The organism is Vibrio sp. CyArs1 (genome assembly GCF_022432925.1).
Taxonomy (GTDB): Bacteria; Pseudomonadota; Gammaproteobacteria; order Enterobacterales; family Vibrionaceae; genus Vibrio; species Vibrio mediterranei.
This window is the reverse complement of record NZ_JAKRBO010000003.1, coordinates 25,158-52,027: the sequence shown is the minus strand read 5'-3', so window position 1 is coordinate 52,027 and position 26,870 is coordinate 25,158. Positions and strand designations below refer to the sequence as shown.

Sequence of the window (26,870 nt, the reverse complement as noted above, 5' to 3'; positions counted from 1 at the left end):
ACCAAACTTGTTCATGTTCCTTGAATCAATCTTCACCGCGTACCATGGTGAAAAAGTCCACCTTACTGGTCGCCACTTCTTTTGCTCTGAGTTGCTGCTGTTCTTGCTTCATCGCTGCCAAGGGTTCAATGACCATGCGCATTAATTGTTCATGGTGCGATTGGGTCTGCAGTAGGCCATCAATAACGGCAGCTAGCTCTGCTTGCGCTTTATTACGACCGCGCAAGTAGCTGTAGCCCATCTCCCCACTGTCCAATTTGACGACTGCTCGAGTGATCGTGGCATCCCCCATATTGAACTCACGACCGCTCCCCCCCATTCGAGCACGTACCTGTGCCAACCCTATCTCTGGTTGACGTACCATTTGATAACTCGCTTCAATCTTGGTTGAGTGCCACAGTTGCTCTAACTCGCTCTGCTGACTTTGTGCCAATGTTGACATCCAGCTTGCTCTTTCGCTCACAGCAGTCATTTAATGCTCCATTACTATTTCAGTTGCGTCGGAACGGCTATTGGAGGTCGAAAACTCGGCCACCATGTCGGTCCCCTTGATAACGTTTTTGGTTTTGACTCTTAGAATTGGTGTGCTTGATGTAATTTGCAGCAGTCGGCACTCTTCACCTGTTGGCGTTTTGGCCCCTACTCGGGTCTCTTTGCGCTCCAGCTCTATATCAAGCCCACGTTTAATGAATTCGTGTAATGAACCACTTTGGTAATTCTTCAAAATGCTCCACCACTCTATATTGGCTAGGTAGTGATCAATGATGGTGCGAGGACACTCCTCGGTTTTTCGCAGTGTGCGGATATGGATGATCTTACTGCCCTCTACGACACCAAGATTGGCGGCGATGTCCATAGGAGCGACAAACACTCGATGTTGAATGACTTCGCAGCGTGGCCTTGCCCCTTGTTCAATCAGATTCTTAGTAAAGTGCGCGCCCGAATGCACGTGATACTCACTAGGCTGCCTTATCACCATATTGCCTTTACCTTGATGACGTTGAACCATGCCAGTGTTAACGAGCTCATCAATAGCTCGACGAAGCGTGTGGCGGTTGACATCAAAGCGCTGAGCAAGTTGTCCTTCTGGCGGCAGGTAGTCGCCCGGAACATAACGTTCACGAACTTCTTGTTCTAATACCGACGCAATGTCTAAGTAAACTGGCATAGTGATCCCCTAGCGAGTGAGTTATCTAGACATGTGCTCAACTTAAAAACAGCAATCCGCTTGCTGTTCATGTCACATGTGTTTTCTCTGATAACTGTACTTTGACGGGGAAAGATGAAAGTTACGTGTCGCTTTGTTTGCAGAATTGCAACATTTCTAAGGCACTTACAACTTATCTAGACAAGCAGAAGGCATTGAATTAATTGAAGTAAAATGGAACTTTTCACCCTAATTGGAGGACATATATACATCACGAATTCACAATAACTTGATACGTGATATCACAACTTTACGGCACTAATTGAATAGTGCATCAAAACAAGCATGCATATATACTCTGCATCAACTTTTTAAACCTAGAAGAAATCATGAAGAACTATCTGACTACATTCTTAAAAGGAATGGCGATGGGTGCAGCAGACGTTGTACCTGGGGTATCGGGAGGTACGATCGCCTTTATTACAGGTATTTACGACACACTTTTGGAAAGCATCCGTCGTATTAACCCAAGTATTTTGGGGATCTGGAAACGTGACGGATTCAAGGCAGCATTCGACCACATCAACGGCTTTTTCTTAATCGCACTGTTTGGTGGCATCCTGACCTCTATCTTATCACTAGCGAAATTCATTTCTTGGGCACTAGAAACTCACCCAGTGCCAGTGTGGTCCTTCTTCTTCGGCCTTATCATGGTCTCCGTGTATCACATGATTAAGCAAGTCGAACAAAAGACACTATCGCGTTTCGTGTTCTTATTACTTGGTGCCGTATTTGCCTACAGCATCACTGTATTGAAACCACTTCAAATGGATCCAACCAGCATCAATATCTTTTTCGCTGGCTGTATCGCAATTTGTGCCATGATTCTTCCAGGTATCTCGGGCAGCTTTATTCTATTGCTACTAGGCATGTACACGCCGGTATTGGGCGCGGTGAAGGGCCTACAAATCGATGTAATGGCGTTATTTGCGATGGGTTGTTTGATTGGTCTATTGTCATTCTCCCATGTTCTATCATGGTTACTAAAACGCTACCGTGATTTCGCATTAGTGTTCCTGACTGGCTTAATGCTAGGTACATTACCAAAACTATGGCCATGGAAAGAAACTATCTCATGGCGCATCAACTCAAAGGGCGAGCAAGTACCTCTTATTCAAGAGAACCTATCACCATTTAACTTTGAGTCTGTAACTGGCCAACCTTCGCAACTGGCTATCGCAATTGTTCTGATGCTGGCCGCAGTAGGTTTAGTGCTTGCACTAGAGAAAATCGCAGAAAGTAGCGACAAGTAACGATGACTTACGCTTGAAACGACAAAAGGGGCTCACCATTGTGAGCCCCTTTTTTGATATTAGGTAAGCGAACCTACGAACTAGAACACAAAATTAAGCATGACGGTGTACATATTGGCATCGGTATCTGTACCAGGGTTACTTACAAATGGTCCAGTCTGTCCACCAAAGCTATTAAAAGTTTGCCACTCAGCATTCAATGAGACGTTGTATAACACGTCGTAACGTAACCCTAAGGTCCAACTATCCCCTGTTTTTCCATCATATCGATTATCGCCACCTTCACTATACGTTTGGCCATAAACGACATAAGGCGTGAATTTTTGAATACGATAAGCCGCGCTGCCGTACCAAGAAGAGGCCAAATCATTCTTTTGTCCTTCAGCCGTTAGCTTCAATTGCCCAAAATCATACTCTCCCCCTAATGAATAGAGCTTAATATTCTGGTCAGCGAGTAAGATCTCATTATACGGAGGCGGTAACTGAGGTTGCTTTATCGTTTGGTCAAAATTGGAATCAAGGTAGGCAAAGTTCACTCGGAAGTTATCGCCGATAAGCTGAGCATTGACACCCCACATATTCTTCGTCTCAAACTCTAGCGTTAAGCTAGGGTTAAATTCCACTTCATTATTGTCTTTAAAACCTACAAATGGTGTGAGAGACAATTGTAGCTCATCAGTAAGACTATGGTTCCAAGTAACACTCAGCCCGTTAAATGCAGTTACCCCTAAGATACTGTTGTACACTTCTTCGTTTGGCCTAGCTGTCGTGTATGCTTGACCAACATAATAATACTCAGATGCTAGAAAGACAGGCAGACGAAGTCGACCCGCACGCCCTTCAAAATCACCGATGGAATAACCAAGATACGCCCACTCCAGTTGAGGTTCGCTCCAGTTATCTTGTGGACGTTTTACCACCTGCACCGAAGCTTTAAATGCGTCATAGAAGTAGTCCAGCTGAATCCCAAATGTTGTGTCGCAATCAAAACAGTTTTCGTCACTAATGCCTCTGTTGATAAGTAGTGGCGTTTCATTATCAGACTTAGCCCAAGAGGTAGAGCCAAAACCACTGATTGAGAAGTTGTCGTTAATATCGATAGCTGAAACCGCAGGAAGACTAATGGCCGTAGTAAGAAGTGCGAGTAATGAAGTTTTATTCGTCATTTGCTATTTCTCCTTACTCACGATGTAGAGCACTTTTGCGTCACTAGGCAAAGCGTCTAACGGGGCATAGCCGATTCGGTTGGGTTTTGCTGATAACCAGGTGATAAGCGCATTGACATTGGCATCATCAATTTCTTTGGGCGGTCGGGCTTTGCCAGAAAACGAAAGACTTGCCCAGTAGGCATTCATTTGCGAGACATCTTTCCCTAGCAAGTATTGATAAAACTCAGAACGCTCAGATGAACTTTCAGGCCAATCGGATAGCTCTATCCGTTTCCCTTGCAACGATTTAGTCTTACCTCGATAAAGCATCCTAGCTTTGCTCCGACTTAATTCATCAAAATTGTCATTTAAAGTAAACACCGCATATTCATTCGCAGCAAAAGCTCTACTTTCAAATGATAAAGCTAACATCAAACCCAAGGCTATTATGGCGCTGCCACGAAATAGCCCTATCCGTATGCCTATGTTTGTCAGTAAGTTTTGAGTCATTTTATTACACTCAGGCGAAATCCTTTCCTAAACTAACAAACAGATTAGTTCACCAAAAACGATGTTCAAGATTATTATCAAGGAATAGTGATATGAATTTGCTAAATAAGATGTCTATTAAGAGCAGGATCATACTACTAGCTATTTTACCTTTGACCGTTATCTTAATATTTTCCGCTTGGGAAGCGTTTAGAACTCAAAACAGTCTGCAACAAATGTCTGTTTTATCGAGTGAAGTGACCGCTCTAGGTTATATTTCCGGATATAGCACATCACTCCATAAATCTCGTCTAGAAAAGCTCGAAAACACATTTGATAGTAATAAAAATGTCATATTTAGCGAGCTGAATGAATGCTTAGACAAAATAGCCAACACCGTGAAGAGTATTTATTCTGCAGACGCACTCTCAATGGCAAATACTACTCTCGAAGAGCTTCGAGACGCTCAGAGTGAATTGCAATACGTCACGGAAATGGACGAACTGGAAGAATGGAGTTCATGGACTAATGACCTTATCAATCAACTGATCGCGCAATTAGAAAGCACTAAAGTGGATACCGGAACGATTAAACTGGAATCGCATTTAAATGCTTTATTTACCCTCGAATGGATTCGTCTCTGGGCAACAGAAGAGAATTGGTTAATCCACATTGATATTGTCGAAGGACACGCCGAAGAGCATCATGATTCTCATGCAGCTCATGAACAACTCTCGACTTTATTTGAGCGCCAACAGTATCTTATAGAACGCTTCCTTAATATCAGTGCCGATGCATCTCAAGTCAGTTTACTGCTAAAAACGTTTTCCGATGAGTCTTTTGTGGAGAGCATCCTTTTTAGGGACCGTGTACTAGATGAAAGCCAGCCGGAGCTGGCAACGCAAGAGATTACATCCGGTATTGCTGCTCTAGATAAGAGGCTAAAGCTTATTCAGCAAGCGACCGATCAAATCAATGAACAGCTGACCAATGAAATGGCTCAAAGCATCAAAGACTTGGAACAGCGTCTTTGGTTAACCATTGGCCTCACTGTGTCGATTATGGCAGCGCTCTTCATTTTGAGTATAAACATCACTCGTCGAATCATCTTTTTCCTAAACAATACACTAGAAACATTTGAGCGGCTCGAGAATCAAGAGGAATCAGATACTCTAGCCTCAACCGAGGGACAAGATGAGTTCAGTCATTTTGGTAAGAAAATGAACAAGCTCATTCATGAAAGACGAGAAAATGAACACAGAATGCTAGCAGCCAAAGAGGAAGCAGAACGAGCCAACGTGGCGAAAAGCTCTTTCCTTGCCAATATGTCTCATGAGATAAGAACGCCTCTAAACGGCATTATCGGCATGTCTGGCATTCTCTCTGAATCTAATCTCGATCCGATTCAACGCGATTATCTCAACACCATCGACACCTCATCGCAGACCCTACTTATCTTGATCAATGACATCCTAGATATCTCTAAGATTGAGTCAGGTAACCTATTGATTTCTTTGCATAGCTCGAACTTGCGCGAGATCGCTTATGACACGATCGCGATCGTAATGTCAAAAGCGAAGGAAAAAGATCTCCAACTGCAGGTCAGTTTCTCACCTCAGATGCCACATATGCTGATCATCGACGATCACCGTTTGCGTCAGATCTTGATGAACTTAATGTCGAATGCAGTGAAATTTACCAACAAAGGTCATGTAAGAATGGAGATCAACGTGACTGAGATCGATGAACAGCGCTGCAGTATTTACTTTGCCATTGTCGATACTGGTATAGGTATCGACAAAGATAAACAAGACTCAATTTTTAAACCATTTACGCAAGAAGACAGTTCTGTGACACGACAATACGGCGGTACGGGCTTGGGACTCGCTATTTCATCGCAATTAGTTGAGTTGATGGGAGGAAATATTGAAATTGACTCAGAAAAAGGTAAAGGAAGCCGATTCTTTTTCACTATCGAATCTAGTATAAATCAAGCCACATCACCGCATATCAATGAATTGGACGGCAGCAATTTTGTTATCATCAGTAATGGACAAACTTATGCAGCACAGGTAAGCCAAGAACTGCATCAGTTTGGTTTAGAAAATCTGTCTATGTGCACTTCTTATGAGGAAGCCTCTCCAAACGATCGCTCTATTATTCTTTATTGTGCAAGCGAAGAGCATGATAGCGAGGCCGACTTGATTGATATTGCTAAACGATCACCTGACAGCCCAATTGTGCTCGTACAGCCACAAAACTCTTCTTCCACTCACTACCCACAACTCATTTCTGGTTTAGTCACTTTCCCTCTGCTGGGCGCTCGGTTGATTGATACATTGAAACATGCACCAAGTCAGCATCAATCCTTGCAACAGCCCACTGCAAATACCCTTGAGATTGTGGGTGACGAAGCTGCTAATACAAACTCAGAAAATGCGCCTAAGTCGCTGCTTAACATAGTGAGCAACCCAGACAGCCAATCTATATTGCTGGTCGAAGACAACCTAGTGAATCAGAAGGTCGCGAGCCTGTTATTGAAGAAGTCTGGTTACGAAGTTGATATTGCCAATAATGGACAGGAAGCGTTGAATTTTCTTTGCGATGACTCCAACCACTACCACGTAATATTAATGGACTGCATGATGCCAGTAAAAGATGGCTTCACCGCTTCGCAAGAATTCAGGCTTTACGAGGAACAATACAACAAAGCACGAACGCCAATTATTGCTCTTACTGCCAGTGTGCTTGATGATGATATCCGTCGCTGTACCGAGAGTGGAATGGACGATTACGTATCAAAGCCCTTTAATAAAACCGTCTTGTTAGAAAAAATCAAAACTATTCGTGACAACGCTGACTAATCGTCGACAAAAAGTGGCTTTTTATAGCGACGTTTTTTCAATAGAATCAGCGCAACGTTATTAATCTAGCAAGACATTATGAATAAGAGTCTCATTACTAATTTCATTGCCCTAGCGCTACTCGCTGCGGGCTATCAACTCGACAACACCCTAGTGCTATATGCTGGCCTGTTCGCTTTTTCAGGTGCGGTGACTAACTGGCTCGCGATCCATATGTTGTTCGAGAAAGTGCCGGGACTTTATGGCTCTGGAGTTATACCAGCACGCTTTGAAGATTTTAAATTAGCGATAAAAAACTTAATGATGGAGCAGTTCTTTACCAATGAGAACATCGATCGCTTCCTCAATAAAGAAATGAGCTCAGGTATTCCACTGGATTTAGAACCAATATTAGAAAAGGTCGACTTTAACCCTGCTTTTGATTCGCTGGTTGAAGTGATCGCGAACTCTCAATTTGGTGGTATGTTGGCGATGCTTGGCGGCACCGAAGCATTGGAACCAATGAAACAGCCTTTCGTTGAAAAGATGCAGCAGTCGGTGATTGAAATCAGCCAAAGCGATTCAGTAAAACAAGCTCTGGTTGAACAACTCGAATCACCGAAGATGTTAAACGAAGTAAAAGACAATGTTGAAGCGATTATCGACCAGCGACTCAGTGAATTAACACCAAAACTGGTTAAAGAAATCGTTCAAAAGATGATAAAGGAGCACCTAGGCTGGCTTGTGGTTTGGGGCGGTGTATTTGGTGGGATTATTGGTATTTTGTCCTCACTATTTGTCTAGCACTTGTCGTGTTGACAATTGCTATGCAGGGCCAGCGGTATATTCGCTGGCTTTTTTGTATCTTACTCAATATAAATGGACATCTTTAATCAAAACTAGACATAAATAAACTTAGGTTCATAACTATTACCTATGTCACGTTACCTAAATGATGAAAATATTACTATACACATCAATAACTTCGGTAAATGGACCTACTAATAATGAAGAACCTCTCCTTCAAACTAAAACTCTATTCAATAGTCATAGCAATTATATTTACTACCATTGGCACCAGTTATTTTGCTGCTAATAGCTTTGTGGAATCCTATATTGAGCGCAGTGGTTCTTCTACAACACAAGAAAAGCTTACCCTCTTGAACCAAAGTGTTACCGACAAACTTAACTACAGTTTTCAACAAGCCAAGTCCCTTAATGTCAGCTTTATCGACGTAAAAGATATTGTCGAAAAAACCGAGTTTGATAACATCACTAAAATGTCTTCTGGTTTCGTTTTCGACAAATCCGGCATTGTGGAAGATGAGAATATTGTTGCGGCATTAGAGGCAGAATTAGCCAAAGCCAACGGACAGATCGTTGCAAACGAAATCGTCAAACATGATGATAAGCTCTTACTGAATATAGTGGTACCCAATGCTCAAAGTAATGAAGTGACATTCTACCAACTCGATCTCAGCTTTATTACTCAACCGCTCGCAGAAACCAGCGGCAACGGTGACTACCTGACACTCAAAGATGGTGCTGGCAATGTCCTATTCTCCAATACGACTCCGGGTCAACATATCGAGTTTGACTCAACGATTCCTGTATTAAACGATACTTGGACATTGACCGCTTACTTAGATAGTGCTGTTACAGAGGCTAATGCCGCCACAATCAGTACGCAAATAACCCAAGCACTGCTCGTAGCTGCTGTTATCATTATTCCGTTGAGTATGATGATAATCGCCTTCTTACTAAAACCTATCACACTGCTTCAGAACGTGGTGAGAAACCTCGCAACAGGTAAAGGCGACCTTACTCAAAGACTTACGGTCGACTCTAACGATGAGTTTGGTAAAATTTCCCAAGACATCAATACCTTTATCGCTCAATTGCAGACCTTAGTGGGCAATGTTATTCAGTCTTGTAATGAAACCAGTCGTTCAATCCTACATATCGAGCAACAAGCTAAAGAAAATCAGGCTCTGTTCCAATCACACCAAAATGAGATGGACCAGATTGTTACCTCTATTCATGAAATGAGTGCCTCTTCCGATACAGTGGCCAATGATGCGCAACTAGCATCAAATAATACTGAAACGGCTAACCAAGCCAGCTCTGACTCGAAGCTGATTGTCGAAGAAGCTATCTCAAGTTTGCAGGCTCTGGTCGCAGAAGTGGAAAACACCTCACAAGCTGTTGTAGCTATGAGTGCCGATACACAGAAGATTGGTGACACACTTGAAGTAATCGGCGATATCGCAGAGCAAACCAACCTACTTGCACTTAACGCTGCAATCGAAGCTGCACGCGCAGGTGAACAAGGACGCGGATTTGCCGTCGTCGCTGATGAAGTGAGAGCTCTGGCTTCTCGCACTCGACAAAGCACATCTGAAATCAATGAAATGCTATCTAAGCTTCATGCTGGCAACGAAGCCGTTGTCGCCAATATGGACTCCACCAAGCATCGTTGTAAGCTGTATGAAGAACAAACCAGCGGGGTGACTAACTCTCTCGACTCCATGATGACCTTTACTGATGAGATCAATGGTCTCGTTGCTCAAATTGCATCGTCAGCGAAGGAGCAAAGTACTGTATCTGAAGAGATCAATAAGAACATGGTGACGATTCAAGATATGGTGCGCACATTGGTCCAAAATGGAGAGCTGGCAACACAAAATGCCAATGACTTAAAAAGCAGAAACCAAGAGCTTCTCACTACCGTTGAACAGTTCAAAGTGTAGCTCCGGCTCCATATATCGTTGCAAGCTCACTTCGGTGAGCTTTTTTAATGCTAGGACAAGTTTACGACAAGAAAAAAGCCAATCGCGAAAACAAGGCGATTGGCTATATAACGTGTGAACAAGAGGTGTTCACTAACAACGTCAGTTGGCTAGGTGACCCTTAAATCAGAGGGTCGAATCATTCTAGATTCATAAACGAGACAAATTCAAGCAACAATTGCCATTTATATCAGCAATTTATGTACTATTGGATTTACATCACAGCTCAACTTATCGCCAACCCAAGTTAATTACCACTTTATAGTTAAAACCGTGTTGCTCTCATCCCAACCTAAGGTAGGTCAATTCCTACTCGTAATCAGTTTGTCACCTCGAATCACTTATCAATCAATGTCATACTAGACACATCTTTCCTTGCCGCCTATGTGAATCATGAAAGACAAAATTAACTTGGTAACATTACCCAAAGGTCATCCTTGTCAGGTCGTCGATTGCCGTATGGAGTCAGAAGAAGTCTTCTTGGAACCACATCGTCACGACTATTTTGAAGTCATTTGGTGTTTGGATGACTCCGGCTCTCAACGTATCGATTTTGTCGATTATCAGAGTGTAAAAGGGCGGTTTTTTACAATCGCCCCAGGGCAAGTTCATGAGTCAAACTCACTAGGTAGTAACGTCAAAATGCTCATTTTCTCGACCGATTTTTTCGAAAATCGCTACCGCCATCAATTGATGTTTGACGCAATATTTTCTGCTCACCAAAATCAGCACCCTTATATCGATACTCAGGGCAGAGGAGCGACGCAACTTGATGCCGTTTTCGATTTGCTGCTGGAAGAGTATCAACGTGAAGACACCGATTGGGATTTGATCGAATCCTTGCTTACTTGTTTTTTGCGCTATCTTGTTCGCTTTTCGGTGGACAAAACCGAAGCAATTACTGTGCGGGATGAACGAATTTCACAGGTGATAACGCTTATCGAAACCCACTATCAGAGCGAACGAAACGTGGCGTTTTATGCCGATAAACTTTCCATTACCAGTAAGCGCCTTAATGAGCTAAGTAAAGCACACCTAGGTAAAACCATTACCAAGTTGCTTCATGATAGAGTACTTCTGGAAGCGAACCGTGAACTTATCTTTTCGACGAAAACCGTTAAAGCCATAGCACTGCAACTTGGGTTTGAAGACCCCGCTTATTTTGGCAGGTTTTACCGTACGAACATGGGTGAATCTCCGGCTGAATTTCGAAGAAGAACGTCCAAATAGTGCCAGATTAAAGGCAGATAATCCCTTTTTAATGTCAAATTTCGTAACGATAATACCATTATCTCTGTTCATCAATTTATAGGTATTGTCGTTTCCAATGAGCATAAACCTCAAGTCCGATCCAATCCAGAAATCGTTCATTCAGTATCTTCTACCAGCGCTATCAGGCATGGTCATTAAGTCCATTTTCATTATGGGTGACGCTTGGTTTGTGGGGAAAGGTGTCGGCGCTGAAGGTCTTGGTGCTATCTCTTTGACGATTCCTGCCTTTTCCTTGTTCACTGCGATTGCAATGATGATAGGTATCGGTGGTGCAGCACTCATGTCGATTGAATTTGGAAAGGGCAATCTAAGTGTTGGCCAAACGCTGTTTAGTCAGGCGATGCTTGCCACAGCCATTATCTCGACCATTGCTGTATCAATCGCACTCTTTTGCCTAGACGATATTATCCGCTTGATGGGCGCTACTGGATACATGGCACAACTAGCGCATGACTATTTGGGTGTGATGCTCAAGTTCTTTGTTCTTTATGCTCTTGCTTGGGTTATGTCTTGCTTTATACGTAATGATACCAACCCAAAACTCGCTATGTACGCCATGTCAGCAGGCGCAGTCACCAACTTGGTCTTGGACTACTTCTTTGTGCTTCAGTTTGGCTGGGGGATGAAGGGAGCGGCATACGCGACTGCGATTTCTCAAGCGGTCATAGCACTGATTCTTCTCAGCCACTTTTGGCAAGCTAAAGGTCAGCTAAGGCTGACCTTACAAGGGCTTGGTCTGGATAAGGTAGGACAGATCCTAAAGATAGGCACCCCCACTTTCTTTATTGAGATCACCTCTGCGCTGACGATACTCTTATTCAACTACGTACTGCTTAGCCAATTTGGAGAGAGCTACATCATCGCTTACGGCTTAACCGCAAATGTGGGTGTATTTGCGTTATTTGTTATCGTTGGCATTAATCAGGCGTGTCAGCCTATTATCAGTTTTAACCATGGTGCTAACTTGCCAGAACGAGTGAAAGCTACGCTCAAACTTGGGCTTGTTACGTCAATTGGCAGTGGCTTACTATTTCTCGCTGTGATCGGATTGTTCTCAGAGACAGTCGCACGTTTCTACCTTGGCGATAATATCGAGCTCGTTGAACTATCCGCGACTGCGCTACTGTTTTTCTTTTATGCGACACCGCTAATGGGACTAAACCTTGTCGTCGCCAACCTGTTTCAGGCCATTGCAAAACCCAATCAGGCAACCATAATCTCTCTTGCTCGTGGGTTTGTATTTGTTGCACTAGGCGTCATTATCTTGCCAAGCTTGTTCCCTAATAATGGCATTTGGGCGAGTATTCTATTTGCAGAGGCCATGACAGCTATCATCAGTTTGGGGCTGTTATTAACCTTTATAAAGTCACAAAAAATGGCGGCGATTCGTACTTAAATTTTGTACTTAAATAAAGTGGGAGTCGCCACTTTTGTCGACTCTCAGTGACCGAGGTTTAGCTCAGACAGGTAGGAGAGCAGCTTTTCCCGAAGCCATATATTGGCTTTGCTGCTCTGCTCTCGACTATGAGCGACCAACTTAAAGTCGACAGGGATCGGGCGAAACGGTGCTTCGATAATCTGAATATCAAAACGCTCCGCAAACAAAGTAGCCACGCTACGGCTCATCATTCCAATGCTCTCACTACTTGCCACTAATGCCATCAACACCAAAAGAGAATCGCTTTCTGCAGCTACCTTTCTCCCTCTAATATTCTCCTCAGTAAAATAGTCCGCTAAGAAGGCGTTTTCTCGTCTGAGCTTAAGAGTGATGTGCTTCTCCTGATAGTACTGCTCAACCGTGATATTGCCGCTGATTCGTGGATGTGATTTGCTGGCGATCAAACAGATTTGGTCAGTAAAGAACGGCTGTGAAAAACACAGCGAAGGTGTACGTTTGGCAAAGTCTATCGCTAGGTCTGCTTGACGTAAATTGAGCTTATCGAGCAACTCCTCTTCGGTCGCTAAGGTAGGATGAAGTACGATCTCACGTTCTCCCAAGGTTTTATCCGCTTCAATTTTCGGTAATAGCATCAGCATCACTGGTTCTGACGTGTAAACGGCAAAACGCCTTTTTCCTTGCACACTGAAATCTTTAACACCATCAATGGTGCTCTCTATGGTTTCCAGAGCTGGCTCAATATGGCGAGCTAATTCGTGAGCTAAATGCGTCGGCGCAATGCCTCGACCATCACGAACAAAAAGCTGCTCACCGAGTTGAGCTTGAAGTCGCTTTAAAGCCCCACTGACACCAGGTTGGGTCAAGTTAAGTACCTCTGCCGCCACGGTTATCGACTGATAACGATATACGGTCACGAACACGCGCATCAGGTTAAGATCAAAATCAGAGGCATTCATAAACATCACCATTAGTTATGTATTAACTAAATTAAATTGCATATTTAGTTATGAGTCAAGCCGCTATATTGACCTTAATTCCTGTTCTAACCGTGTGAGGTCAATTATGTACCGCAAACTTGTGCCATCTACTATCACCATTGCGATTCTTGCATCATTCAACGCTAGTGCTGATTACGTTGGCCTAGAAGACTATCAAGGCAAACCTGCGACTAGTCATACTATTGAAGCTAACCAAGCGTTAGCCGCCACTCTTCCTTGGGAAGATACTTCTGCTTTTGAACGCACGCAAAAGGGGCTGATTGCTGAATTTGGTAATCATGCTGCAGGTGAGCTGAAAAATCGCTTCGAATTTATGGCTGAAATGTCAGTCGAAGACATCCCACCGACGGTAAATCCATCGATCTGGCGCCAAGGTATGTTGAACTACGCTGCTGGTGGACTGTACGAAGTGACCGATGGCATTTACCAAATTCGTGGTGCCGACCTGTCCAATATGACCATCTATCGCACTGACAACGGCTACGTTATTCATGATCCATTGCTATCACGCGAAGCCGCTGAAGCATCTTGGGACTTTGCCAAGCAACACCTTCCAAAGATCAATGGCGAGCACAAAATCACCGGCATGATCTATTCGCACATGCACGCTGACCACTTTGGTGGCTCAAGAGGCATTGTTGAATCTGGAGATTTTGCTGACAATGCAAAGATTTATGCGCCAAAAGACTTTATCAAAGAGCTAGCAGATGAGAATGTAATCGCCGGCACAGCAATGGGACGCAGAGCAAATTACCAATACGGTACGACACTGTTGAACGATGCGAAAGGGATCGTTGATAACGCGTTAGGTCTTGGCACATCGCGCGGTGAAGTGACCTTAGTAGCTCCAACAACAGAAATCCAAGAACGCGAAAAAGTTATTACCATTGACGGCCTAGAATTCCACGCTATCAATATGCCGGGCGCGGAGGCACCAGCTGAAATCGTCTTATATGTTCCGCAGTATCGCTCCCTTAATACCGCAGAGCTAACCTATGATGGTATGCACAATATCTACACCTTCCGCGGTGCAAAAGTACGTGATTCCTTGGTTTGGACTAAGTATTTAACCGAGCTGAAGCTACGCTATGTTGATTCTGGCTTAGTCGATAACATTCACGCCGCGCACTCAGCTCCGGTTTGGAACGATCCAAACACGGAAGGTAACGAGATTTCCGCCTATATGGCGTTGCAACGCGACAACTATGGTTTCATCCACAACCAAGCAATGCGTCTTGCTAACCACGGCGTCACCATCCATGATGTGGGCAGAGAAATTGAACGCCTAGTACCAGAATCACAAAAGCAAACCTGGCACACCAATGGGTATCATGGCTCTTATAGCCACAACGCGCGAGCTGTTGTGAACTTATATCTTGGTTATCATGATATGAACCCCGTAAATACCAACCCACTAAAATCTAAAGAGAAATCTTGTGTTTACGTAGAAGCAGCAGGTGCAGACACTCTCTATCAAGCAGGACTGGCACATTTCAACAATGGTCAGTATCAAGAGGCGTCCCAACTACTCAATGACTTAGTGCAGTGTGACCCGAATAACATTGACTATCGCTTTGCACTAGCAGACAGCTTTGAACAACAAGGCTACCAATCAGAAACTATGGCATGGCGTAATTCCTACTTACAAGGTGCAGTGGAGTTAAGAACTGGCGAGATATCACCTTCAATCAAGCTGGCATCAGCTGACGTAATTGCTAATACTCCTACAGGCATGTTCCTTGATTTTATTGCAGTTAAACTCAACGCAGAAAAAGCAGAAAAAGCTGAATTGGACTTTAGTTTCGGTTTATATCACCCAGATGTGGCAGAGCGTTACTACGGTGAAGTGTCTAATGCCAACATGAGTAACATCGAAGTGGACACTCTACCGAAAACTGATGTTGAGCTCATCGTACACAAAGCAGATTTAACACGAATTGCATTGGGTCAAACGACATTAGAAGCTTTGTTGAAGTCGGGACAAGCAGGAATCAAAGGGGATGGCGAGTTAATTGGAAAACTTGCTGCCACCTTGGACGAATTTGACGGAATGTTTGAAATACTTCCGATGCCAACCAAATAGACACATAAGCCCAGAGCTAAGCTCTGGGCTTATTTTATTCAATCTAAAACACACACTATTTAAAACACACGTCCGCCCAACGCGCTAACCCTGCCGTTACCGAACCAAAGTAGTTGCCAGATACTACAGGGATATTAGGTAGCACTTCTTGAACCGCATTGCGTAATACTGAAGAGCGTGCTGATCCGCCAGTCATATAAATGACATCAGGTGAGGTCGCAGATTGCTCTACTGCTTCTTTGACTAACGCCTGGATTTTTCTGGTCGGGTTATCAATGGCTTCTGCCATTTGAGCATGGCTGATATCAATACCAACTTGTTCAGAGAACAAATCAATCATAGCGAGATATTCTGCTGAAGATTCAAGTGCGATTTTTGCTTTCTCAGCTTCGCGAATAACGGCATAACCTAACGTGTCTTTGTGCAGTGTGACCAGTCTCGATACTTTGTCTTGTTCAATGGCTTCTTTAGCAAGAAGTTGTAGCTCTTTTAGATTGTCATGAGCGTAGAACTTACGTTGAGCTTGAACATCATTAATCGCTATAGGGTTCCAAAATTGCGTCACAGGAATGTCTAACCCTGAGTGGCGCTTAGTCCCCATTCCGAATGCATGCATAAAGCGGCGAAATGCGATGTAAATGTCCAGATCGTTTCCGCCTACAAGTTGGCCGGTATGGGCGATGAGTGAAGAGTCTCTATCTGCTTTCCCCACCCAACTTGGTCCCATTTGAATAAATGAGCAGTCCGTCGTACCACCACCGATATCGACCACCAGCACATTTTTATCTTCAGTTAACGATGACTCGTACTCAAGCCCTGCTGCTACAGGTTCAAACTGAAACTCGACATCTTTAAAGCCTGCACGCGTTGCCGCTCGCGATAAAATACCTTCCGCCTGACGGTTAGAGGCATCACCGCCACGACCTAAAAAGTTAACAGGTCTACCAATAACCGTTTGGCTGATGCTTTGTCCCAAGTGCAATTCCGCCTGACGTTTTACATTGCTCATCATGGCGCACACCAAATCTTCAAAAAATGATAGCTGCATATCTCGAAGCCCCATCGCACCCAAGAAAGATTTCGGCGACTTAATGTAATAGACGTCTTTAGGGTCTTCGAGGTACAGATCCAGCGCTGCTTCACCAAACAGTACATCCGTAGGAATCACTTCAATCCCTTCTTCTCGATTGAGCTTTACCGCACGTCGAAGCACGGCTTCACCTACTTCGTTGGAAGGTCGAATATCCAAGCAACGAAACAAGTACTCAGACACAGTTTCAGCCGTCGGAGCACAAAGCGTTGAGGGGATATAACAGTTATCACCCACCAGTGGGATCTGCTCGATGGCGTTATTTACAAGATGAGCGACAGAACAGTTCGCGGTTCCGTAGTCAAAACCAATGGCCATGGGTTACCTCAACATAAGAAAAAGGGCGGCAAAGAATAGCAGCCTCACAATGAAGTTCAAGGGGCAGAACCTTAAACCCTACACATGTAGACAGGTCAAAAGAAGTTTTGCGCTACACTGTAGACATCGTTTTTACAGTGTAAAGCAGAATAAAGGTTGTGTGATGCATGAACCGCCGTTCACTTTAGAGCACTTCGAACCTAAGCACGCTAAGCAAATCGTGACGCTTTGGCGCCGTGCTTTCGTGCAGGCGTTAGGCATAGAGCCTATTCATTCTGTTGAATCTCAGTTGTATTTTTTAACCAATATTTTGCCGCACAGTCATGACATCTGGGTGGTACTCACTCTAGAATCGAAACAACCCGTAGCGTTTATGGCAATTGATCGGAATGAAATTAACCAACTGTATGTCGCACCTGAGTTTCAGAGAAAAGGCATCGGACGTTTGTTAGTCGAAGAAGCACAAGCTCGCAGCGGAGGGGAGTTATCACTGAGAACATTTCAAATCAATCACAACGCGATCGAGTTTTATCGTCGACTTGGATTTACCGAACACGAAGGTAATAGCGATAACGAAGAAGGGCTAGAAGATATAGTATTTCGTTGGGAGCAGGAGCAATAATTCACAACGTTCTTTACTATGCTTTGACTTGAACAAATTTACTGTAGGTACTGACCTTACCGTTTATGTACTCTACACCATCGTGAATATTCTGCTCAGAACTACCTGCGATTTGATATTCAACGATGAACTCGCCACTGATCACTTTAATAAACAGTAACCCATCAATGACTTTCCACAAACCCGATAACGACCGGCCGCCAAACATATCACGCTCAACTAAACTACCATTAGGACGTAGCTCAATAAGCGAACTAAAGCCATCTTGGTTAACCTTGACCCATGATTGTTGATGTACTTCAAAGCTTAGGATTTTCCTACGTTTTTTCATCCACAGTTTGAAATCTCGCTGCTGTTGCTCAGTCAAAACTGGAAGATCTTCCATTTCTAGCAACGTATTCTGTGTTTGATGCCAAAATAATTGGAGATGCAGAAGTTTCATAGCAGGCTTAGTGTCGAAAATGGAGGGCTAACTCTGAGGTAATCAACGAGGGATGTCAATAGATGAAAAAAGACGCAGCTTGGAGGGAAATCGCTGCGTCTTACTTCAGGAGCTCATATTAACCAATGTTTGCCAACTAGCTGAACAGCAGAGGTACCTCCACGCTCTGACAAACTTGGTTTAATCGTTGCTTGGCTATCTCAATATTTTCGCGCCAGTTATCATCTTGCGCCCACATTTCAATCACCATTGGTACGACACAATCGGTACGTTTAAGTGTCTCGAAAATTGCCTCAAAATCCACTTCACCATCACCAATCACCAAATCCCTAAACTGACCTTGGTAATCGTTGGTAACTTTATAAGTGTCTTTAAGGTGAATTTGCACAATGTGCGGCATACTCAAGGCCAGTTCCGTCGATACGTCATAATTCCAACCTGAGATGTTACCCACGTCAGGATAGGCTGTGAAAAATGGCGAGTTTACTTCACGATTAAGCACTTCAAATTTGCTTAATGAGTTGAGGTAACAGGTATCCATTATCTCGACCGCTAGCATCACACCAGCTCGCTCTGCCATTTTTGCAGCTTGCTTCATCCCTTGGATAAAGTTCTGATGCGTCTCTTGGTTAGCAGGCTCATAATAAACATCATAGCCCGCGAGCTGGATGGTTCGGATACCCAATTTAAACGCCAACGTAATCGCTTTTTCCATATGTAGGTGTGCTTGTTGACGTACTTGTGGATCCAAAGAGCCATAAGGGTACTTGCGGTGAGCACTAAGACACATTGATTGCAAAGGGATCTCGTAGCGTTCGCATAACCTTTTCAGATCGTAAATGGTCTCGTCATCCCAATCTAAGCGGCTTCTTCTTTCATCCGATTCATCGACGGAGATTTCTAAGAAATCGAAACCGAGCAGCTTGGTTTGTTGCAGTTTTTCTTCCCACGACAGTTCATTAGGCAACGCCTTTTCATACAGTCCCATCCGCGGTCTATCTAGCATCTGAAACATAGTGGCTCCTTAGTTCCAGAAACGGTCAATTTGCGCACGCAGTGCTTCTGCGGTCGCTTTTCCGTTCTCGCCCGCGAGTGCACGACCTGCGATAAACGTTTTTGCCTTAATGCCTTCAAATAAGTACAAATCTTCTGGCACGATACCACCTGTAATGGATAGCTCGATGCCTAAGTCCGACAATTGACGCATTTTAACTAAGTCTTCTTCAGTCCAACCAACACCCGCAAGTTCTGCATCGCGAGAGCGGTGATAGATGGCTTGCTTGATACCTAGATCTACCCATGCTTGCGCATCTTCCATGGTCCAGTTGCCGTAAATTTCAATTTGAATTTCACCGTTAAACTCATCAGCAACTTTCTTACATGCGCCTATGGTTGCAATATGAGCGGCAGCTGACACCGTGATCCAGTCTGCACCAGCTTCAAATGCCATTTTAGAAAGAATTGCACCACCATCAGTAGTTTTCATGTCGCAAACAAGTACATGCTCAGGGTGGTTCGCTCTTAGTGTTTTTACTGCATTCATTCCTTCTGCAAACGCGAGAATGGTGCCTACTTCAATCACATCCACAAAGCTCTCTACATTGTTTGCTACTTCAATCGCTGCAGATAGATTGGTTTGATCTAGAGCGATTTGAATCATTGGTTTAGTCATCTTACTTATCCTTTAATTTTTTCACGTATTAAACGGGCAAGGCCGTCTTCGTTGTTATTCGTTTTGCAGGTGATTTTGGCGCTTTGTTTTACCATCTCATCGGCATTTTTCATGGCGATGCCAAGCCCGGCATACTCAAGCATGGAAATGTCATTGTGGTTGTCACCAGCAGCAATGACATGATGTGCTTCGTAGCCAAGTCCTTTGACATAATCAGCCAATCGTTTACCTTTGCTATTCCCTTGAGCGGCAAAATCAATACGATTGGACCAAGAGCGCTCACCATTAAAATTGCGCTTTATCCAAGAGTGTTCTGAGAGACGCTGAACCGAACTCGGCGCGCCCTCCACCACAAATTTCCACACATAATCAGTCTGTTGTGCCAATTGGCTGAACGAATCTATCTTGCGTATTTGTGGCTGATGCTGCTTCGGAAATTGCATTGCCCAAGACTCCAGCGCTTGCATATAAGCAATAGGATTGGCTCGGCTGTACGTCATCTCATGCGTTACGTACATCACCATTTTCATTTGAAATTCAGTGGCTAGTTCAATGAACTTCAACGCATTGTCTTTATCGATAGCGTTATGCTCTACTACCTCATCTCGTTGGTAGTCATACACATAGGTACCGTTGCAACATATGATTGGCGTCGTCAGCTCTAGCTCATCGTAGAATGGCTTTGCTGCGGTATGATGTCGGCCAGTAACAATGACGACATGACATTGCGTTCGAGCCATGTGGATAGCAGATTTCACCTCCGGGTGAATCGTGTGGTCATCCGTTAATACCGTGCCATCTAAATCAAGAGCCAGTACTTTATACATAGGCTTACCTCTGGCCGTAATAGGCGTTCTCACCATGCTTACGCAAGTAATGCTTGTCTGACAGTTCTGGTTGAATCTTGATACCGCTATTGAGAGAACGTGTCGCTAATGCCATCGCCGAGATTTCTTCAAGCACGACAGCGTTGTGAACCGCATCGTGACCATCTTTGCCCCAAGAAAATGGCGCGTGTCCAGCTACAATCACACTTGGAATCGACATCGGTTTAATATTGCGTTGGTTAAATTCCTCCACTATCACCAAGCCAGTATTGCGCTCGTACTCCCCTGCGATCTCCGCTTTAGTTAGCTTACGCGTACAAGGAATGTCGCCGTAAAAATAGTCTGCATGGGTCGTACCCAGTGACGGGATATCAATGCCCGCTTGAGCCCAAATAGTAGCGCTGCGTGAGTGCGTATGAACGATGCCACCAATTTCCGAAAACGCTTTATAGAGTTCAACATGCGTATCGGTATCACTGGATGGATTGAGCGACCCTTCCACTCGGTTGCCATCAAGATCAATCACTACGATGTCATCCACCTTCATGTCATCGTATTCAACGCCAGATGGTTTAATCGCAATGACGCCACGTTCGCGGTCAATTTCAGAGACATTGCCCCAAGTAAACGTCACTAGTCCATATTTTGGTAATGCGAGATTGGCAGCGAGAACTCGTTGTTTTAGTGCTTGATACATAACGCCTCCGTTAAGCCATCTCAGCGGCTAAGGCTTCATCGATAACGCGGTAGATGTCTTCTTTTGATTGGCAGCGGCGCAATTTATCGAGATCAACGCCCGTTTCACTGTCTTCATCATCGAGTACCTGGGTAACTTCCATTAAGCCTTCCATATGCTCATCAGACGAACTACCCGCTAAAGTAATCAACACATCGACAGGCTCATCTTCACCTTCGAAATAGACTGGCGTGTTCAGAGTCACTAGTGCAAACGCGGTTTTAATCACACCGTCTTCTGGTCTCGCATGAGGAAGTGCAAGATTCGGAGCGATACAGATGTAAGGACCTAATTTTTCTACACTACTGATGATGGCCTCATGGTAAGAGGGCTTGATAGCGCCAGAGGCAATAAGCATGTCGGTACCAATGGTAATCGCTTCACGCCAATCACCCGCATGAGCGTGCAATTTGATAGAGTTGTTTTCGATTAGGGATTGCTTCAGAGCCATGATTTATCTCCTTCATCGGGCCAGCCATTACGCTGGCCCTTTTTGGTGTGTCGTTATTATTTTTGTGTTGCGAAGTTGGTGTTTATGATGTCGAGTAGCTCATCACCAAATGAATTTGGGTTAAGCATGTTTTGTACACCCAGCACAAACTTGCCATCGCCTGGATCCATCTCAGCAGAAAGGTGCTTAGATGACACGATGATGTCGGTAGATGCGAGTTTCGATTTGTAGTCAGACACGGCACATGAATCCATCACGTGGGGTATGCCTTTCTTCTCAAGATACTTACCAATCTTCATCTTCATCATCATTGATGAACCTTGACCGTTACCGCACACAGCAAGGATGCTTACTGGACGTACACCGTCGCTGGCTTCTACCGCTTTAGCTACAGCTTCAATCACTTCTGGTTCTTCTGTAACCGTTACCGTACCTTGAGCATCTTCTTCTGCACGCAATGCACGTGATGCGTAGAACATGTACACACCAGATAGCGCGACAAGAACGAAGAAGAACAAGTTAGATGCAGATAGACCTTGCATGATTGGTGGGAAAATTAACGCCCAGTCCGCCATACCCATCCAGCCGCTGAACTCAGTGCCTTGTTGGGTGAATAAGTGGATAGCCCAAGCCGAACCCACAACTTCGATGATGCCCATTACGAAACAGATCTTCATTACCGCTTTCCAGCCACCGAAGTGGTTAGCAAATACACCGATCGTTGCGTTAGAGAAGAACATTGGAATGAATCCAGGAATGATCATGATTGGCGCATCAAACGCTAACATCGCAAGAACCGCGACGAACTGACCAATCGCACCCCACATGAAACCAAATACCATTGCGTTTGGAGAGAATGCGTAGATAGCCGCACAGTCAATTGCCAATACCGCGTTTGGAATTACTCGCTCAGAAATACCTTTGAAAGCTTCTGACAGCTCAGCGACAAACATACGAACACCGGCAACAATAACCTGAATCGCTACCGCAAACTTAAGACCAGTCTCAAGGATGTAGATTGTCCAGTGCGTGCTTCCAGCCATGGTTTGTAGGTTATCGAGGCCAAATGAAAGAAGGATAATACCGAAGAAAACCGTCATCACGATCGCTGTTGCCGCGATGCTATCGTGGAATATGTGCAACCATTTAGGCAGTTCTAATTGGTCAACGCTATCATTTTTGTCACCCAGTTTTGGTGCCACTTTGGTAGCAATCCAAGAAGCAACCTGTTGTTGGTGACCAATTGAGAACCCAGCGCCACCGGTGACGGCTTCTGTTGGCTTAAACATGATATTGGCGGAGATACCCCAATACAGCGCCATCAGAATTGCTGAATAGATGATCGTTTCCCACATACTAGCACCAAGCACGAAGTAGAATACTGCGATCAAACCCGCTTGTTGGAACATGATATGTCCAGTAAGCATGATAGTGCGAATACCGGTATAGCGGCGGAAAAGAACTAGTAGAATGTTGATGCCGAGTGCTAAAAGAACGGCATAGCCTACCCATGAGTAGTTATCACCCATCGTCTCCATGGTAGCCATCATTGATGTGTATGGGTCAATGACCGAACCGGTGAGTCCGTGGAACTCAGAGAGTTTTTCAATTACGGGTTTGAAACCTGCGACTAAGGTTCCCGCCCCGACTTGTACCAGCATAAAGCCGACAATAGTTTTGATTGTACCTTTGATGATGGTGGTGCCGTCACGTCTGAGTAGCCAGTAACCAATACAAGTTACCAGACCCAGTAGCAGCGGCGCTTTGGTCATTACTTGACTGTAAAATATGTAGAAGATGTCGTATAGAAACTCCATATTCTTGCCCCTTGGTAATGTTTTATATTTATGTGTAGGTCAGAGATTGTCCGTGTCGTTCACTGATGTTCTGTTCAGTAGTTGCTCACAACACAAACATTACCAATCATAAGTAATCATTCAATGCTCATTTATGATTATTTTGATTTTTATCAATTTTCGCGTTCTATAAACTGTATTTTTGCCAACACGATCACACACAAAAACAACAAACTGTTTAATATCAATAGTTTAACTATTTTTAGTGATTTACTTAGCACTTTTAGGGCGAGAGAATTTGACAGTCAGCCCTGAGCAAAATAGAATCATTACAAATCAAAAATAATCACCAAGTAATCACTTGATGACAAATTAAGGTGATAACCATGAATGAATTACAAAGACATGATGGAATCTTGTCTCTACTTGATGAAAAGCGAGTCATCAATGTGGCTCACATCATCGAGAACTTCGATGTTTCGCCTGCAACCGCCAGACGTGATATCGCAAAACTAGATGAGCTAGGTAAATTAAAAAAAGTAAGAAATGGTGCTGAACGTATTGAGATTAAGCGTAAGGCTTGGAGCCCGCTCAATATTGATACCACCGATCATTACCACGAAAAATCACGCATTGCAGTGAAAGCAGCCTCCTTGTGTCAACCAGGCGATAGCGTTGTGATTAACTGTGGTTCAACAGCTTTCTTATTAGGACAAGAGCTATGCCAGCAAGATGTGCAAATAGTGACAAACTATTTTCCACTCGCCAGCTATTTAATTAATGAGGATCATGAAGATGTCATCATTATTGGCGGGCAATACAACAAAGCACAGAACATATTTCTTAATCCGTCACCAAACTCTTTAGGCGGATACGCCGGCCACTGGATGTTTACCAGTGGTAAAGGGCTCACTGAAAACGGTTTGTACAAAGCGGATATGTTAACCGCAGTATCTGAGCAGCAAATGGTAGAACAGATCGACAAACTCGTTGTTGTGGTAGATAGCTCGAAAATAGGTAATCGCACTGGCATGCTTTTCTGCCCAGCAGACAAAATAGATATCTTGATTACTGGCAAAGATGCCAACCCAGAAGTGATAGAAGCAATAAGAAGTAACGGCACCGAAGTGCTTCTCGTGTAAATAATTAACTAACCAAGTCCAGAAAAAATACCCAAGTACCTCTTTGCAAAAAGAGGTGCTAGGCACCCTACATCCAAAATTTGACCAATTTATTGAAATAAAAGGTATTGTTATGAGCAACGTAAATGAAATTACTCGTGAATCATGGATTTTAAGCACTTTCCCTGAGTGGGGTACTTGGCTAAATGAAGAGATTGAAAATACTGTCGTAGAGCCAAACACATTTTCAATGTGGTGGTTAGGCTGTACGGGTATTTGGCTTAAGAGTGAAGGCAATACTAACGTTACTATCGATTTCTGGTGTGGTACTGGTAAAAAAACACAAAAGAACCAGTTCATGAAAAACCAGCACCAAATGATGCGTATGGGTGGTGTTGAAGCACTTCAACCAAACTTACGTACAGCAATTTTCCCACTTGATCCCTTTGCGATCAAAGATATCGACGCAGTTATGGCCTCTCACGATCACGCCGATCATATCGACGTTAACGTGGCCGCGGCGGTACTACAGAACTGTGGCGATCATGTAAAATTCATTGGCCCACAAGCGTGTGTTGACCTTTGGATGGGCTGGGGTGTTCCAGAAGATCGTTGTATCGTGGCAAAAGTAGGTGACGTTCTTGAAGTGGGCGATATGAAGATTCGCGTTTTGGACTCATTTGACCGCACTGCTCTAGTAACTCTGCCAGAAGGTACTTCTTCGTATGATAAAGAGATCCTAGATGGTATGGATAAACGCGCTGTAAACTACTTGATTGAGACCACAGGCGGTAGCGTATACCACTCAGGTGATTCACACTATTCAAACTACTACGCAGCACACGGTAACGAGTACCAAATAGATGTAGCCCTATTGTCTTATGGTGAAAACCCTCGCGGTGTCACCGATAAAATGACGTCATCTGACATCCTTCGCGCAGCTGAATCTTTAGACTGTGAGGTAGTCATGCCGTTCCACCACGATATTTGGGCTAACTTCCAAAACGATCCTAAAGAAATCGAAGTACTTTGGAATATGAAGAAAGACCGTCTGCAGTACAGTTTTGCACCTTTCTTCTGGCAAGTCGGTGGTAAATACACCTATCCAACAGATAAAGGTCGCATGCACTACCAGCATTTCCGCGGCTTCAAAGACATCTTCAAAAATGAGCCGGAGCTTCCATATAAAGCATTCCTATAAGGCGAACCGGGGGCGATATTCGCCCCTTTTTTTATCTGAAGAAAGGAACATCTGAATGCTGCTAAAGGAATTCAAACATCATTTTGCAAGAGGTGATATTGAAGGGGCAATAGCCCTTAAACCTCGCACGGCAAGGGGCTACTATCTGCTGATTATGAGCTCAAAATGGGGAGTCAACAGCTTCTTAGAAACAGGACGCGATCTCACCCCTCGCGTGTTCATGACAATGAGCGCGCTAATCAATGCCGCAACAGCGATTGGTTTGCAACCTCATCAAGTTGAGGTACAACATGAAGTATAAGCTCATCGCCATTGATCTAGATGGAACGCTACTCAATTCACAAGGGGAGATTGATACCCAAACCCAGCAAATAATCCGCTCCATAGCTTCAACAACAAACATCATCTTAACGACAGGTCGCCACCACACCACCGTCGCCTATTATCACCAACTGCTGCAATTGAACACTCCGGCCATCTGTTGTAATGGCTCTTATGTCTACCAGTTCGAAAACCAACAAATTACTTTTGCTGAGCCTATAGACAAACAGCGAGCGGCGCACTTTGTTTCTCAGTCTGAGTCTCTCGATCTGATTGCTTATGCTGACGACAAAATCTTGCTTTGTTACCAACATCCCGCTAATTACATCTCAAAATTGGAGTCATGGGGCGCCACGCTCGAGCCAAACATCCAGCCCAAAATAGAGCGTGTTACTGATTTCGCGAGCGCGCTGAGCGATTGCAAGCATGTCTGGACGTTCGTAACAGAAGGTAGTCCAAATGATATTGATGCCTTTATCTCTGACCCGCTGATTTATGAAAATTTCAGCTACGAACAATCCTGGTTTAACCGGATTGGCTTTAACAAAAAAGGCAATAGTAAAGGCGCCATGCTTTCACGCCTAGCCACTTCGTTAGGCATTAAGCTTGAAGATGTTGTGGCAATAGGCGATAACGACAACGATCTATCTATGTTGCAGTGTGCAGGACTTGGCATTGCGGTAAATAATGCGACCGAGAAACTTAAAAACTGTGCGGATATAGTAACCAAAGCCTCGAATGACCAAAACGCTATCGTTGAAGCCATAAAGATAATTTATTAGCACTAGGAGA

The 26,870-nt window shown here is 44.1% G+C and carries 25 protein-coding genes; 12 read left to right on the top strand and 13 right to left on the bottom strand.

Annotation, left to right across the window (positions count from 1 at the left end):
- Positions 1-25: 25 nt before the first annotated feature.
- A complete protein-coding gene (gene phnG, locus MMA19_RS10810; protein ID WP_062456436.1) occupies positions 26-472 on the bottom strand; it encodes a phosphonate C-P lyase system protein PhnG in 447 nt (148 codons plus the stop codon).
- Positions 473-1,168 (bottom strand): phosphonate metabolism transcriptional regulator PhnF, encoded by a 696-nt coding sequence (gene phnF / locus MMA19_RS10805; protein WP_038227594.1) that lies wholly within the window; start codon positions 1,166-1,168, stop codon positions 473-475.
- Between the two features lie 368 nt (positions 1,169-1,536).
- Between phnF and MMA19_RS10800 the strand changes: the two genes are divergently transcribed.
- A complete protein-coding gene (locus MMA19_RS10800; protein ID WP_171389357.1) occupies positions 1,537-2,460 on the top strand; it encodes a DUF368 domain-containing protein in 924 nt (307 codons plus the stop codon).
- Between the two features lie 80 nt (positions 2,461-2,540).
- On the opposite strand, the gene MMA19_RS10795 is transcribed toward MMA19_RS10800, so the two are convergent.
- Together MMA19_RS10795 and MMA19_RS10790 are read right to left on the bottom strand one after the other, a co-directional pair.
- Positions 2,541-3,626 (bottom strand): porin, encoded by a 1,086-nt coding sequence (locus MMA19_RS10795; RefSeq protein ID WP_171389356.1) that lies wholly within the window; start codon positions 3,624-3,626, stop codon positions 2,541-2,543.
- Positions 3,627-3,629: 3 nt separating this feature from the next.
- Positions 3,630-4,040: a hypothetical protein gene (locus MMA19_RS10790; RefSeq protein ID WP_231892910.1), complete on the bottom strand. Its 411-nt coding sequence runs from the start codon at positions 4,038-4,040 to the stop codon at positions 3,630-3,632.
- 170 nt (positions 4,041-4,210) lie between these two features.
- Between MMA19_RS10790 and MMA19_RS10785 the strand changes: the two genes are divergently transcribed.
- The 5 genes from MMA19_RS10785 to MMA19_RS10765 all read left to right on the top strand — a co-directional run bounded on the left by MMA19_RS10785 (position 4,211) and on the right by MMA19_RS10765 (position 12,397).
- On the top strand, positions 4,211-6,961 hold the full coding sequence (locus tag MMA19_RS10785; protein WP_240206201.1) for an ATP-binding protein: 2,751 nt from the start codon (positions 4,211-4,213) through the stop codon (positions 6,959-6,961).
- Between the two features lie 78 nt (positions 6,962-7,039).
- Complete coding sequence (locus MMA19_RS10780; protein WP_006069748.1) at positions 7,040-7,744, top strand: hypothetical protein; 705 nt, start codon at positions 7,040-7,042, stop codon at positions 7,742-7,744.
- Positions 7,745-7,947: 203 nt separating this feature from the next.
- A complete protein-coding gene (locus MMA19_RS10775; RefSeq protein ID WP_240206200.1) occupies positions 7,948-9,690 on the top strand; it encodes a methyl-accepting chemotaxis protein in 1,743 nt (580 codons plus the stop codon).
- A 432-nt stretch (positions 9,691-10,122) separates the two neighbouring features.
- The gene (locus MMA19_RS10770) at positions 10,123-10,959 is read left to right on the top strand and encodes a helix-turn-helix domain-containing protein (RefSeq protein ID WP_062456449.1); all 837 of its coding nucleotides are present in this window, start codon (positions 10,123-10,125) and stop codon (positions 10,957-10,959) included.
- 97 nt (positions 10,960-11,056) lie between these two features.
- Positions 11,057-12,397: an MATE family efflux transporter gene (locus MMA19_RS10765; protein ID WP_006069744.1), complete on the top strand. Its 1,341-nt coding sequence runs from the start codon at positions 11,057-11,059 to the stop codon at positions 12,395-12,397.
- Between the two features lie 44 nt (positions 12,398-12,441).
- Here the strand turns inward: MMA19_RS10765 and MMA19_RS10760 are convergent, their stop codons facing one another.
- A complete protein-coding gene (locus tag MMA19_RS10760) occupies positions 12,442-13,356 on the bottom strand; it encodes a LysR family transcriptional regulator (RefSeq protein WP_240206199.1) in 915 nt (304 codons plus the stop codon).
- A gap of 106 nt (positions 13,357-13,462) precedes the next feature.
- Here MMA19_RS10760 and MMA19_RS10755 point away from each other — a divergent pair, with 106 nt between their 5' ends.
- Positions 13,463-15,481, top strand: a complete 2,019-nt coding sequence (locus MMA19_RS10755; RefSeq protein WP_240206198.1) for an alkyl sulfatase dimerization domain-containing protein — start codon at positions 13,463-13,465, stop codon at positions 15,479-15,481.
- Between the two features lie 55 nt (positions 15,482-15,536).
- Here MMA19_RS10755 and yegD read toward each other — a convergent pair whose 3' ends face one another.
- Positions 15,537-16,889, bottom strand: coding sequence for a molecular chaperone (yegD, locus tag MMA19_RS10750; protein WP_240206197.1), 1,353 nt, complete (start codon positions 16,887-16,889; stop codon positions 15,537-15,539).
- 163 nt (positions 16,890-17,052) lie between these two features.
- Between yegD and MMA19_RS10745 the strand changes: the two genes are divergently transcribed.
- Positions 17,053-17,511 carry a GNAT family N-acetyltransferase gene (locus tag MMA19_RS10745; RefSeq protein WP_240206196.1) on the top strand — a complete coding sequence of 153 codons (459 nt, stop codon included), beginning with the start codon at positions 17,053-17,055 and terminating at the stop codon, positions 17,509-17,511.
- Positions 17,512-17,527: 16 nt separating this feature from the next.
- On the opposite strand, the gene MMA19_RS10740 is transcribed toward MMA19_RS10745, so the two are convergent.
- From MMA19_RS10740 to MMA19_RS10710, 7 genes are all read right to left on the bottom strand, one after another.
- Positions 17,528-17,953: a hypothetical protein gene (locus MMA19_RS10740; RefSeq protein WP_031493570.1), complete on the bottom strand. Its 426-nt coding sequence runs from the start codon at positions 17,951-17,953 to the stop codon at positions 17,528-17,530.
- A gap of 136 nt (positions 17,954-18,089) precedes the next feature.
- A complete protein-coding gene (locus MMA19_RS10735) occupies positions 18,090-18,968 on the bottom strand; it encodes an L-ribulose-5-phosphate 3-epimerase (protein WP_198559312.1) in 879 nt (292 codons plus the stop codon).
- A gap of 9 nt (positions 18,969-18,977) precedes the next feature.
- A complete protein-coding gene (locus tag MMA19_RS10730) occupies positions 18,978-19,625 on the bottom strand; it encodes a 3-keto-L-gulonate-6-phosphate decarboxylase UlaD (protein WP_006069737.1) in 648 nt (215 codons plus the stop codon).
- A 5-nt stretch (positions 19,626-19,630) separates the two neighbouring features.
- Positions 19,631-20,452 carry a Cof-type HAD-IIB family hydrolase gene (locus MMA19_RS10725; RefSeq protein ID WP_006069736.1) on the bottom strand — a complete coding sequence of 274 codons (822 nt, stop codon included), beginning with the start codon at positions 20,450-20,452 and terminating at the stop codon, positions 19,631-19,633.
- A 4-nt stretch (positions 20,453-20,456) separates the two neighbouring features.
- Entirely contained in the window at positions 20,457-21,149 is a 693-nt protein-coding gene (locus tag MMA19_RS10720) for an L-ribulose-5-phosphate 4-epimerase (RefSeq protein ID WP_240206195.1), read from the bottom strand.
- A 10-nt stretch (positions 21,150-21,159) separates the two neighbouring features.
- Complete coding sequence (locus MMA19_RS10715; protein ID WP_006069734.1) at positions 21,160-21,639, bottom strand: PTS sugar transporter subunit IIA; 480 nt, start codon at positions 21,637-21,639, stop codon at positions 21,160-21,162.
- A 56-nt stretch (positions 21,640-21,695) separates the two neighbouring features.
- A complete protein-coding gene (locus MMA19_RS10710; protein WP_006069733.1) occupies positions 21,696-23,456 on the bottom strand; it encodes a PTS ascorbate-specific subunit IIBC in 1,761 nt (586 codons plus the stop codon).
- A 365-nt stretch (positions 23,457-23,821) separates the two neighbouring features.
- On the opposite strand from MMA19_RS10710, the gene ulaR reads away from it, so the two are divergent.
- The 4 genes from ulaR (at position 23,822) to MMA19_RS10690 (ending at position 26,860) form a co-directional block, all read left to right on the top strand.
- Positions 23,822-24,577 carry an HTH-type transcriptional regulator UlaR gene (gene ulaR, locus MMA19_RS10705; protein WP_006069732.1) on the top strand — a complete coding sequence of 252 codons (756 nt, stop codon included), beginning with the start codon at positions 23,822-23,824 and terminating at the stop codon, positions 24,575-24,577.
- A 112-nt stretch (positions 24,578-24,689) separates the two neighbouring features.
- Positions 24,690-25,757, top strand: coding sequence for an L-ascorbate 6-phosphate lactonase (gene ulaG / locus MMA19_RS10700; RefSeq protein ID WP_006069731.1), 1,068 nt, complete (start codon positions 24,690-24,692; stop codon positions 25,755-25,757).
- 55 nt (positions 25,758-25,812) lie between these two features.
- Positions 25,813-26,058: a hypothetical protein gene (locus tag MMA19_RS10695; protein WP_006069730.1), complete on the top strand. Its 246-nt coding sequence runs from the start codon at positions 25,813-25,815 to the stop codon at positions 26,056-26,058.
- Positions 26,048-26,860 (top strand): Cof-type HAD-IIB family hydrolase, encoded by an 813-nt coding sequence (locus tag MMA19_RS10690; RefSeq protein WP_240206194.1) that lies wholly within the window; start codon positions 26,048-26,050, stop codon positions 26,858-26,860. The genes MMA19_RS10695 and MMA19_RS10690 overlap by 11 nt, the downstream gene beginning before the upstream one ends.
- Positions 26,861-26,870: the final 10 nt, after the last annotated feature.

Bases quoted from the DNA above. Each gene is read 5' to 3' on its own strand.
- MMA19_RS10725 (WP_006069736.1), bottom strand. From the start codon at position 20,452: ATGTATAAAGTACTGGCTCTTGATTTAGATGGCACGGTATTAACGGAT.
- MMA19_RS10730 (WP_006069737.1), bottom strand. From the start codon at position 19,625: ATGACTAAACCAATGATTCAAATCGCTCTAGATCAAACCAATCTATCT.
- MMA19_RS10690 (WP_240206194.1), top strand. From the start codon at position 26,048: ATGAAGTATAAGCTCATCGCCATTGATCTAGATGGAACGCTACTCAAT.
- MMA19_RS10795 (WP_171389356.1), bottom strand. From the start codon at position 3,626: ATGACGAATAAAACTTCATTACTCGCACTTCTTACTACGGCCATTAGT.
- MMA19_RS10800 (WP_171389357.1), top strand. From the start codon at position 1,537: ATGAAGAACTATCTGACTACATTCTTAAAAGGAATGGCGATGGGTGCA.
- MMA19_RS10760 (WP_240206199.1), bottom strand. From the start codon at position 13,356: ATGAATGCCTCTGATTTTGATCTTAACCTGATGCGCGTGTTCGTGACC.
- phnF (WP_038227594.1), bottom strand. From the start codon at position 1,168: ATGCCAGTTTACTTAGACATTGCGTCGGTATTAGAACAAGAAGTTCGT.
- MMA19_RS10695 (WP_006069730.1), top strand. From the start codon at position 25,813: ATGCTGCTAAAGGAATTCAAACATCATTTTGCAAGAGGTGATATTGAA.
- MMA19_RS10740 (WP_031493570.1), bottom strand. From the start codon at position 17,953: ATGAAACTTCTGCATCTCCAATTATTTTGGCATCAAACACAGAATACG.
- MMA19_RS10720 (WP_240206195.1), bottom strand. From the start codon at position 21,149: ATGTATCAAGCACTAAAACAACGAGTTCTCGCTGCCAATCTCGCATTA.
- MMA19_RS10735 (WP_198559312.1), bottom strand. From the start codon at position 18,968: ATGTTTCAGATGCTAGATAGACCGCGGATGGGACTGTATGAAAAGGCG.
- MMA19_RS10765 (WP_006069744.1), top strand. From the start codon at position 11,057: ATGAGCATAAACCTCAAGTCCGATCCAATCCAGAAATCGTTCATTCAG.
- MMA19_RS10770 (WP_062456449.1), top strand. From the start codon at position 10,123: ATGAAAGACAAAATTAACTTGGTAACATTACCCAAAGGTCATCCTTGT.
- MMA19_RS10745 (WP_240206196.1), top strand. From the start codon at position 17,053: ATGCATGAACCGCCGTTCACTTTAGAGCACTTCGAACCTAAGCACGCT.
- MMA19_RS10755 (WP_240206198.1), top strand. From the start codon at position 13,463: ATGTACCGCAAACTTGTGCCATCTACTATCACCATTGCGATTCTTGCA.
- ulaR (WP_006069732.1), top strand. From the start codon at position 23,822: ATGAATGAATTACAAAGACATGATGGAATCTTGTCTCTACTTGATGAA.
- MMA19_RS10790 (WP_231892910.1), bottom strand. From the start codon at position 4,040: ATGTTAGCTTTATCATTTGAAAGTAGAGCTTTTGCTGCGAATGAATAT.
- MMA19_RS10785 (WP_240206201.1), top strand. From the start codon at position 4,211: ATGAATTTGCTAAATAAGATGTCTATTAAGAGCAGGATCATACTACTA.
- yegD (WP_240206197.1), bottom strand. From the start codon at position 16,889: ATGGCCATTGGTTTTGACTACGGAACCGCGAACTGTTCTGTCGCTCAT.
- MMA19_RS10775 (WP_240206200.1), top strand. From the start codon at position 7,948: ATGAAGAACCTCTCCTTCAAACTAAAACTCTATTCAATAGTCATAGCA.
- ulaG (WP_006069731.1), top strand. From the start codon at position 24,690: ATGAGCAACGTAAATGAAATTACTCGTGAATCATGGATTTTAAGCACT.
- MMA19_RS10715 (WP_006069734.1), bottom strand. From the start codon at position 21,639: ATGGCTCTGAAGCAATCCCTAATCGAAAACAACTCTATCAAATTGCAC.
- phnG (WP_062456436.1), bottom strand. From the start codon at position 472: ATGACTGCTGTGAGCGAAAGAGCAAGCTGGATGTCAACATTGGCACAA.
- MMA19_RS10780 (WP_006069748.1), top strand. From the start codon at position 7,040: ATGAATAAGAGTCTCATTACTAATTTCATTGCCCTAGCGCTACTCGCT.
- MMA19_RS10710 (WP_006069733.1), bottom strand. From the start codon at position 23,456: ATGGAGTTTCTATACGACATCTTCTACATATTTTACAGTCAAGTAATG.